Below are 10,000 nucleotides of genomic sequence, written 5' to 3'. Positions count from 1 at the left end.
CGTTTAAATCTGTATCCTCAAACAAAGAAGAAGAATGGTCTCAAGCTCTAACGACTTGTCGTAGATTGATAGAAGCACTAGCCGATCAGCTTTACCCTTGCACAAATGATATAGGCAATGGGAGAGTGTTGGGTAAAACTCAATATGTAAATAGAATTTGGGCATTCATGGATGCTTCGATTGAATCAAAAAGTAATAAAGAGCTTGCAAAGGCTCATGTAGATTTTTTAGGTTCATGGTTAGAGAAGATCAATAAATTATCTAATAAAGGCGTACATGCAGAGTTAGGCCAACTCGAAGCAACTAAGGCTGTATTTCATACATACCTAATGATTGCAGATATTCTGGAATACATGGAGGAAAAGCCAGCGTCAGCGGGTAAGCCAGATATTAATTTAGCAACTATCGATGAGATAGAAGCTCTTTTGGGTGTAAATAGAAATATTGCTAAAGAAATATTTAAGTACCGAGTCAAAGAAGGAGCTTTAGATTGTGAATCTCTATCCAAAATTGCAGGTATTGGCCCAAAAACAATCCAAAAGGCAAAGCAAGAGTTCATCATCGATGAATGATCATATACATAGGCGCGCCAATTAGGACGCCAGCAAGCTCGCGCCTATTACGCGGGCGTTAGAGTCTATTATTCGCTCTTACCAGCCCTTCACTCAAAAGCCCCACCGCCAAGCCCTAACAAAACTCCGTTAAACAAACCAACTCCAACCGAAACCCAGCTGAAATAAATTTACTCAATAGATGAAGTTTTTTATTGCTACTTAAACGATTAAGTTGTAGCTTTAAAGCACAATCAGATACAAATAATCTGACCAACCGGAAGCGTTGCTGTAGTGCCCTGGGGAGGGTGAAAACGCGCCGGTTTTTAATGGATCTTGCCGGATAAACGGCTAAGGTGAATACAACCAAAGATCCTGATAAAAATCAGCGCTGCTACAGCGCACCACGACAGGGTAGATCTATGCAACACCTTCACTCTTTAAATACCAGTTCACCAACTTCTGCTAGTTCACCAGCTATAAGTAGTACTGCGCTGTCGCCCAGCGCTTTTACTCAGGTGAAGTGGATGACGTGCCTGATGTTTTTTGTTTTTGCCATGACCACAGATGCTGTTGGCGTCATTATTCCGCAAGTCGTAGCGCAGTTTCAGCTCAGTCTGACCGAAGCCGCCGCCTTTCATTATGTGCCCATGTTGTTTATTGGTTTGTCCGGTTTGTTTTTGGGCCGTTATGCCGACCGTTTTGGCCGCAAAAAGGTGATACTGGCGGGATTGGCGCTTTACGCTGTGGCTTGTGTGGCTTTTATTTTTGGCGAAAGTTTTCTCTATTACCTGCTGCTGCTGGGGGTTAGTGGTTTGAGTATTGGTTTATTTAAAACCGGTGCTTTGGCCTTAGTCGGCGATGTCAGTGCTGACTGTCAGAGCCATACCCGATTGATGAACAGAGTGGAAGGCTTTTTTGGTTTAGGTGCTATTTTTGGCCCGGCTTTAGTGGGGTTGTTAATAGCAGCATCACTCGATTGGACTCAACTTTATCTGCTGGCTGGGCTGATTTGTGCCGTGTTGCTGATGATGGCGTCCTTTCTGGATTATCCGGCTTACCAGCCACAGCAACATAGCTCAATCTGGCAAAGTCTGGCGTTGGTGAAAGACAAATACGCGCTGGGTTTTTCGCTGGCCATCGCCTGTTATGTGGCGACCGAAGTAGCCATTTTTGTCTGGTTGCCTACCTTATTGCAAAGTTACGATGGCAATTACACTGTGCTGGCCACTCATGCCATTACCGTATTTTTTATTCTGCGTACTGCGGGCCGTTTTCTGGCGGAATGGTTACTGCTGCGCTTTAGCTGGACAGCTTTATTGGCCTGGTTTGGCAGCGCTATTTTTGTCTGTTTTGCCTTAAGTATGTTCTTCGGTGTAGCTCTGGCCTTATGGCTGATGCCGTTGTCCGGGCTTTTTATGTCGATGATGTACCCAACGTTAAACTCGAAAGGCATTAGTTGTTTTCCGCGGCAGCAGCATGGCGCAGCTGCAGGTTTAATTCTGGCTTTTACCGCCTTAGCGGCTGCATTAGGGCCTTTATTGATGGGCTTAGTCGGTGATGCGTTGGGTGATGTGCGTTATGGTTTTTATCTGGCTACTGGTTTTGCTTGTCTGCTGATGCTGGGGCTGTGGTGGAATCACTTAGTGCAGCCTGCGGCCAGACGCTTAGCGCTTGGACATGATTAAGCGGTAAAGATTTTGCAGAAACAACAAAGGCAGCCTAGGCTGCCTTTGTTGTTTCTGCACCAGAGCGTGCTTTATTTCAGCGGAATAAATTCAATAGCAGCACCGCCACCGGGCTGCAACACCAGGGGGATGGTATCTTTGGCTGTCACTTCACTGCGTTTGATTTCATAAGCTTCCGGATTGGTTTCCCAGTGCGAATCGGCGGCGTCTGTATAAGCAATCATCTGATAACGCACACCTGCTTTTAGAAAGCCTAAAGGCTGCTGCAGCGTGCGGGCTTCTTCATTGCTGGTGGCGCCTAAGTACCAGTTGTCTGAATGCTTATCCTGCCGTGCTATCACCAGATACTGGCCTATTTTGCCTTGCAGCGCTGTGCTTTGTTGCCAGTCAGTGGGCACAGCGTCGATAAAGGCAAAAGCCGGGTGGCCCTGATAGTTTTCCGGTAAATCGGCCACCATTTGCAGCGGGCTGTACAAGGTGACATACAAAGCGAGCTGATTGGCCAAAGTGCTGGGCACTCTGTTGTTGGGCCGGTATTTTTGGTAGTCGAAGTTAAAAATGCCTGGGGTAAAGTCGATAGGGCCGGATAAACCTCGGGTAAAAGGAATAATCACTGTATGGTTGGGTAAGTTGCCGGTATCCGGGCTGCCACCATTGTATTCCATACCGCGTACCGACTCGCGCGTCATCAGGTTAGGGTAAGTGCGGCTTAAGCCGGTGTCTTTCACTGTTTCATGGGCGTTCACCATCACTTTGTGGCGGGCCGCTGTTTCTGTCACTTTTTGGAAGTGATTGACCATCAACTGGCCGTGGTGCCACTCTTTTTGATCAACACGGGTGCCGACATAACCCATTTTGACCGACGGAATGCCAAGCTTCTGGTAATAAGCAAAACCTTGTTCCATCTGTTTTTCGTAGTAGCTGATACCAGCCGCTGTTTCGTGGTGGCCTGTTAAGGTGACCCCTTTGCTTTTGGCGTAGTTATTCACTTTTTCTATGTCAAAACCTTCGACCGCTTCAGTAAAACTAAAAGTGGGCGGCCTTTGCCACCAGTCGCCTTCCCAGCCTTTGTTCCAGCCTTCAATTAAAACGCTGTCGATATTGTGTTGGCTGGCAAAGTCGATGTATTGCATGGCGCGTTCTGTGGTGGCGCCTTGTTTCGGGCCTGGTGACCAGTCCTTTTCGCCTATATGCATTTCCCACCAAATGCCCATGTATTTGCCGGGTTTGATATAGCTGACATCTGTGTCTTTGGCGGCTGGTTCATTTAAATTCAGAATAAGGTCTGAATTCAGCAAAGCCACTTCGGAATCCGCAATTTGAATAGTGCGCCAGGGCGTTTGAAAAGGAGTTTGAGTGTAGACCTTATCGCCATTGGCCCAGGGTACTAAGTCGGCTTTGAGCGTGATATGGTTGTCGGTGATATGACGCAGCGTCATCGAAGCGTAATTGACTAAAGCGGCTTCATGCACCGAAATGGCGATGCCATTATCCAGCAAAGTTAAAGGCGTATGGGCCACATTCACCGAGCTTAACGCCGAATTCAGATACTGGTATTCAAAACGCTGATCCTGATAGGCCTGGATCCACCAGGCGGAAAAGTTACGGGCAAAGGCAAATTCGGTCAGCTCGTCGCTGATCACCACTTTGTTTAGGTGCGGCTGTTTAGGCAGCAGATAACGAAAGGCCACGCCGTCGTTGTAAACACGAAACACCAGCTGCATTTGCCTTGCTTTATCGCCTTGTTCGCTTAAATCCAGGCTGATTTCATTGTAGTTGTCTACTATGGTGGAACGCTGGCCCCACACCGGTTGCCAGCTGCTGTTGTGGCTTTGATGCTGTACTTTGTCGGCCTTTAAGTTGGCCTGCAGCAGCGGCTGATCTTTAAAAGCAAAACCTAAAGCGGAGGGCTTAAGCACGGCTTTGTTTTTATAGTCGACGCTGTAACTTAAGCTTTTATCCGACAAATTAAGCTTTAGGCTGATTTGCTGATCCGGCGATTGTAGCTGCCAGCTTTGCTCGTCAGCAGGCTCTTTCGCTATAGCCTGCAGGCTAAGCACAGAGCTCAGGATTAAAACTATGCTCCACTTCATATCAGGTTCCTTGGTAAATAGTCAGAAGTTGTTGTTGCGGCATAAAGTTCAGCAGACAAGCGGAAAAAAATGCGTCCAGCTGTAAGTCCTGGTAGGGATCCGGACGTTTTTCCAGCTGATCTTGCGTTGCAACCAAAGCCGGATAAATGCCATAGCCCGACAGCAGGCAATGCCAGGAACTAGTGCCAAAATGCGAGCTTAATTGCTGGCGTTTGATTTCCTGGTCAAGATCATGCCGGCGATACCAGCAGTCGAGGATCTGCAGCAACGAATCGGACAATTCTGTGTTGGCTCTGTTGGCGCACCAGTAGTCGCTATCATCTCGGCTGTTGAGTTTGTAATGTGCCACTATATAGTCGCGTACCCGCTCAAATCGCTCGGAAATCTGTTGGTTGTACTGCTGTTGCTGCAGGGCGGTCGCTTGGCTGAACTGATACTGGTCGATAAAAATCTGCACCGAGGTTTGTACCAGATGCAAAGCTGTGGCTTCTAAAGGCTCAATAAAGCCCTGCGATAAACCCACGGCTAAACAGTTTTTGTACCAATGCTGCTGCAGCTGGCCCACTTTCATCTTTAAATGCCGGGCTTGTACAGCCGAATCTACTAACCCCAGCTGAGTGCGAAGCTCAAGCTCGGCTTTGTCGGCATTGGTAAAAGCTGAGCTATAGACATAGCCATGGCCTGTTCTGTGCTGCAATGGAATTTGCCAGGCCCAGCCATTAGACAAGGCTGTGGCTGTAGTTTCGACTGGCAAGTGAGCTAAAGCGGCTGTGGGCAATACCACTGCCGCATCGTTAAACAAATTACTGGCAAAAGACTGAAAGGGCACAGCCAGAGTTTTTTGCATCAGCAGACTGCTAAAGCCTGTGCAGTCGACAAATAAGTCGGCACTCAACACGCGGCCATCATTACAAATCAGTGCTTTAATGCGGCCATCCGGCTCTTGAGTTACGCTTTCTATGGTCAGTGGCCAATGCGTCACGCCAAGCTGCAGTGCTTTTGTCCTTAAAAACTGGCCCAGCAAAGCCGAGTCAAAGTGGTAGCCGTACTCAATGCGAAACGGAAAATGGGCAGGTGTAATAGGGGCTTTTCCGGCCTTGGCCAGATAGCTATTAAAGAAAAACTTGTTGGGGCTGGTTTCAAAGTCCAACCCCATGCGCCTGCTAAAGCAGTTGGAGTAAAAGGCTTTTTCACTAAAAGTATCGAGCTGCGAAATAAAAGGGTGACTGTAACTGCTGTTGCCTGAAGCCGGGCTCCAGTTGATAAAACGAATATTGGTTTTATAGGTGGCGTTACAGGCGCTCATCCATTCGCTGTCGGGAATATTTAATTGTTGGAAAAAGGCCTTCAGGCTGGGGGTTGAACCTTCACCGACGCCAATAATGCCGATATCAGGCGATTCTATCAGGCTGATCTGCGCATCAGGCCAGGCCTGGGCCATTAAACAGGCCGTCATCCAGCCTGCTGTGCCGCCACCTGCAATCAGTATGGAATGGTTTTGCTGCATCTTAGGCCCTTGTGTACAGATCCAAAAATTCATCGTGGCCTGTTAGTTTATGCAGCGGCTGCTGTTTGGCCTGGCGGATGTTTTGCATCATGTCCAGTAACAGCTCTTTGGGGTAAGAACGGGCTGCTGCATGATAATCCGTCGGTACTATGCCCTGACCTAACATCACCTGCAGCCAGGACGAGTCACGGAAAATATCATTGGCGTCGTTAAAAATAGCGGCCGTTTCTTTAAACAAGGCTAGTTTTTGCTCCAGCCGGTGTGGAATAGCCATCTGGCGCATATCCCGCCAAAAATCGGAGTCGTCGCGCTGGTTAACGTGATAATGCAAAATAATAAAGTCACGGATGGTTTCAAATTCATCTTTAGATTCAGCGTTGTACGCCCTGACTTGCGCCTCGCTGATGCCGCGGTTGGGGAACATTTTCATCAGCCGCACTATGGCTGATTGAATAAGGTGAATACTGGTTGACTCCAGAGGTTCCAAAAAGCCGCTGGATAAGCCAACGGCTACCACGTTTTTATGCCATTGCTCTGTGGTGCGGCCTGTTTCAAAGCTGATTTTTTTCGGTTCAGCCAGAGCTTTGGAATCGAGATTATTCATCAGCGTTTGATAGGCCTGGTCGTCGCTTAAATAGCTGGAGCTATAGACTATGCCGTTGCCGTTACGATGGGTTAGTGGAATACGCCATTGCCAGCCTGCACTGTGCGCTATGCTGCGGGTGTAGGGCAGGGTCTGTGCAAAACGTTCAGTCGGCACAGCCAAGGCACTATTTGCAGGCAGGTAGTGGTCCCAGTGTTCGTAGGGCACCCCTAAAGTTTTGCGAATTAACAGGCCACGTAAGCCGGTGCAGTCGATAAACAAATCCCCTGCGATTTCACGGCCATCTTTGAGTTGTAAAGCCTGGACAAAGCCAGTTTCCGGATTTTGCCTGACATGCTCTATCAAGCCTTCGGTGCGGATCACACCAGCCTGTTCTGCCAGTTTGCGCAGGTATTTGCCATAAAGCGCTGAGTCAAAATGATAGGCATAAGGCATATCGTAGACAGGGTTAGGGGTTTTGATTTTGTTAAATTTGCCTTGCTGGCAGCACAGGTAATTTAAGTCAAAGTCCCATAAGGATTCTGTTAACCCCAGCTCTTTGGCCCTAAGCCAATAATGTTGGAAATTGGTCACGCCCATAGTGGCGCCCGGTGCACCAAAGGTATGGTAATAACTTTCGCCTTGCACCCGCCAGTTTTCGAATTTGATCGCCAGTTTGATGGTGGCATGGGTTTCACGTAGAAATTCTTTTTCGTCCAGACCCAGGTACTGATTAAAAATCTGGATAGGTGGAATAGTGGCTTCACCTACACCAATAATGCCAATGTCTTCGGATTCAACCAATTCTATGGCCAGGGTATCGCCAAAAACCTTTTTCAGCAGGGCCGCTGCCATCCAGCCAGCAGTGCCACCTCCTGCGATCACCAGTTTTTTTACTGCTGTTTGCATGCGCTGTCCTTATTGTTTTCATTTATAAACACTGGCTATAAAAAAGCCCCTGACAATCATAGGATAGTTCAGGGGCTTGTCTTCCTGCCGCTCTTAGTAGAAAGAGTAGTTAAAGTTCAGCATATAAGAAGGGCCAAACTGACGGCGGGTGGTGACTATACCGTTGTCATCCACTGTTTCTTCATCCACGTCAGTCAGGTTAGTACCCTGCAGCGACACACGCAGACCTTCGAGCATATCCCACGGGCTTTGCGTAAAGTCATAGCTGATTTGCGCATCCACTAAACGTACACCGTTACGTGAAGCTGTTTCAATCTTATTGGAACCACCACGTTGATAGGTGCTGAAGTCGGAACGGTCTGTTGCTGCTACCCTGAACTCAAAACCTTCCATTTCATAGTAGGCGGTTAAGGAGTACACACGATCAGACTGACCAGGAATACGGCTGCCGTCTTCCAATTCAGCGTCAATCAAAGTGGCAGAAGCTGCAACACCAAAACCATCCAGACTTTCATGCAACATGCTCAGTGGTGTGTTAGCTGTGAACTCCAGGCCTTTCACTTTGCCTTTTAAGCCATCCTGGAAGAAGGAGTAGTAGCCATAATCTGGTGGTGTCACCAAATCACCTGTGGAGTAGGCGATATCGGCAGGACCATAAGTGCCGTCCTGATCGATAATGCGGTCATGGAAGCCCGGGATAAAGTAATCAGCGCCACCGTTGGTTTCGTCATTACGGAAGTTGATTAAGCTGTTGCCGTCACGAGTCCAGTTCACCAGATCTTTGTAGAATGCCGCCAGAGACACATAACCGTCAGTTTCAAAGTAGTTTTCAAATGACAGGTCAAAGTTGTTGGATTCCAGTGGTTTTAACAAAGGGTTACCGGCAAATTTAGACCAGGGAGTACCGTATTTTTCTACGTCAGCCACTGTGTTAGGTATCGCAATTAAATCAATATTCTGGTCGAATTTGACAAAACCAGAGGCTTTCATTTGATCAATACGGGCCCTGCTGATGGTTTTATTGGCTGCAGCACGTACATATTTATTGTCGCCCACTTCAAAGCTGATATTTAAGCTGGGTAACACATGGCTGTAGCTGGTGCCTTGAGTGACATTACAATCGGCATCTATGGCTTTGTCATTGTTGGCGTCACAGACTGCGAAGTTTGCACCTACTATGCCTACATAGCCGCTGGATGACTGGTCAGTTTTGACATACTGCAAACCGATATTACCAGTGTAAGGAATCCCAGCCACTTCGTTTTCAAAATCACCTTTTACATAGAAGGTCGTGACTTCTTCATCGACGCTGTAGGTATCACCTAAACGATCCGGCTCTAATAAACCCGCGTCATTTAAAGTGTAAGTGCCATCTCTGTAGGGGGCAAAACCATCATAAGCCACTACCTGACCAAAACCAGCCCAGCTTAAATCAGCTAAGCCATAAACATAAGCTGAAGGTATAGAGCTTGAGAACGGATAAGATTCAGCTGTGGCAAAAAAGCCTTTGTTTTCCTTGTCTTTGTATCGGTCGCTGTAATTGACACCTAAAGTGACTTTGTTAATAAAGGAACTCTCGATAATACCCACAGTTTCAAGGCGGTAGGTTTTTAGCTCTTCAGTGAAGTCGGCATAGTTCAGGAAGCCATCCTGAGCATTAAAATAGCTGAAGGGTTCGCCGTTGGCCTGTAACACACCTGTGGTAAATTGATCTGCAAGGTTAGCCATACCGCCGCCCCAGACCTGAGGACCTGTCAGTTGCAGCAAGGCTGGATCGGAAAAAGCGTCCAGACCTGTAGAGCCGGTAAAGAAAATACCATCAGGTGTCATCACAAAGTCACGACTACCCAATTGTGATGAGTTCAGTGCGCCAGAGCGCGCTAAACCCGAATAAGATTCTCCGCGTGAGTCATGTTTATCTGACTCGCTGGAGGCGGCATCAAACTCAACGGACCAGTTGTCGTTTAGTTGATATTCCAGATTCAGACCAAAAACCTGCAGATTGCCATCTTTTTGCAGCGGGTCTGTGCGCAGCACAGGGTTAGCATTAATTTGCGTACCCGTAGAATTGGCGCCTGAACCTGTCACATTGGCAGATGAGAAGGGTTCGATAAAACCACGTAATACACCTGAGTCTGAGTAATCTATATCCAGCGCATCCAGCGTAATATCCAGCTTGTCGTTAGGACGGAATTCCAAGACTGCCGAGATAGTGTCTCGCTCCAGTTCTGTGCTGATAGACTGAGTATCCAGACCTGTAGGCAGCAATTGTCCGGCAGCGTTTTCGCTGTAACCCCAGACGCCATATTTACGTTGGTTATTTGGCGATTCAGTCGAGGCAGCGGCAAAAGCCAGGCCTATGGTTTCATCCGCAAACTTTTCAACAAAAGACAGCGCCAGACGTTTACCTTTATTGTCGAATTCAGGGTTGTCTGAGTCACTTTGATTGGCTTCATAAGTGCCATTCACTGTTAAGGTTTCTTTGGCCTGCAGTGGACGAACTGTACGTAAATCTACAGTACCACCAATACCTTGCACCATTAGTGTGGCATCAGTGGTTTTAAAAATGGTGGCGCCAGTCATAATTTCTGACGGATATAAATCGTATTCCACACCACGGTTATCGCCTATACCAATCAGCTCACGGCCGTTTAATGATGTGCCTGTGA

General features: G+C 47.6%; 6 protein-coding genes. 2 read left to right on the top strand and 4 right to left on the bottom strand.

Annotated features, from left to right (window positions below; all coding sequences use genetic code 11):
* Positions 1 to 572: helix-hairpin-helix domain-containing protein (locus tag LDL40_RS08660; RefSeq protein ID WP_300994879.1), on the top strand; the 572-nt coding region annotated here is incomplete at its 5' end.
* A gap of 401 nt (positions 573 to 973) precedes the next feature.
* Positions 974 to 2,239 (top strand): sugar MFS transporter, encoded by a 1,266-nt coding sequence (locus LDL40_RS08655; RefSeq protein ID WP_300994877.1) that lies wholly within the window; start codon positions 974 to 976, stop codon positions 2,237 to 2,239.
* 71 nt (positions 2,240 to 2,310) lie between these two features.
* On the opposite strand, the gene LDL40_RS08650 is transcribed toward LDL40_RS08655, so the two are convergent.
* The 4 genes from LDL40_RS08650 to LDL40_RS08635 all read right to left on the bottom strand — a co-directional run.
* Positions 2,311 to 4,332: a glycoside hydrolase family 97 protein gene (locus LDL40_RS08650; protein WP_300994876.1), complete on the bottom strand. Its 2,022-nt coding sequence runs from the start codon at positions 4,330 to 4,332 to the stop codon at positions 2,311 to 2,313.
* A gap of 1 nt (position 4,333) precedes the next feature.
* Positions 4,334 to 5,839, bottom strand: coding sequence for a tryptophan halogenase family protein (locus tag LDL40_RS08645; protein ID WP_300994875.1), 1,506 nt, complete (start codon positions 5,837 to 5,839; stop codon positions 4,334 to 4,336).
* A 1-nt stretch (position 5,840) separates the two neighbouring features.
* Positions 5,841 to 7,331 carry a tryptophan halogenase family protein gene (locus LDL40_RS08640; protein WP_300994874.1) on the bottom strand — a complete coding sequence of 497 codons (1,491 nt, stop codon included), beginning with the start codon at positions 7,329 to 7,331 and terminating at the stop codon, positions 5,841 to 5,843.
* Between the two features lie 93 nt (positions 7,332 to 7,424).
* On the bottom strand, positions 7,425 to 10,000 hold a 2,576-nt coding region (locus tag LDL40_RS08635; RefSeq protein ID WP_300994873.1), incomplete at its 5' end, for a TonB-dependent receptor.

The sequence above is a fragment of the Rheinheimera sp. genome, from assembly GCF_020217005.1.
Classification (GTDB): Bacteria; Pseudomonadota; Gammaproteobacteria; order Enterobacterales; family Alteromonadaceae; genus Pararheinheimera.
The sequence above is the reverse complement of the archived record's forward strand: the minus strand, read 5'-3'. Positions and strand labels throughout refer to the sequence as shown.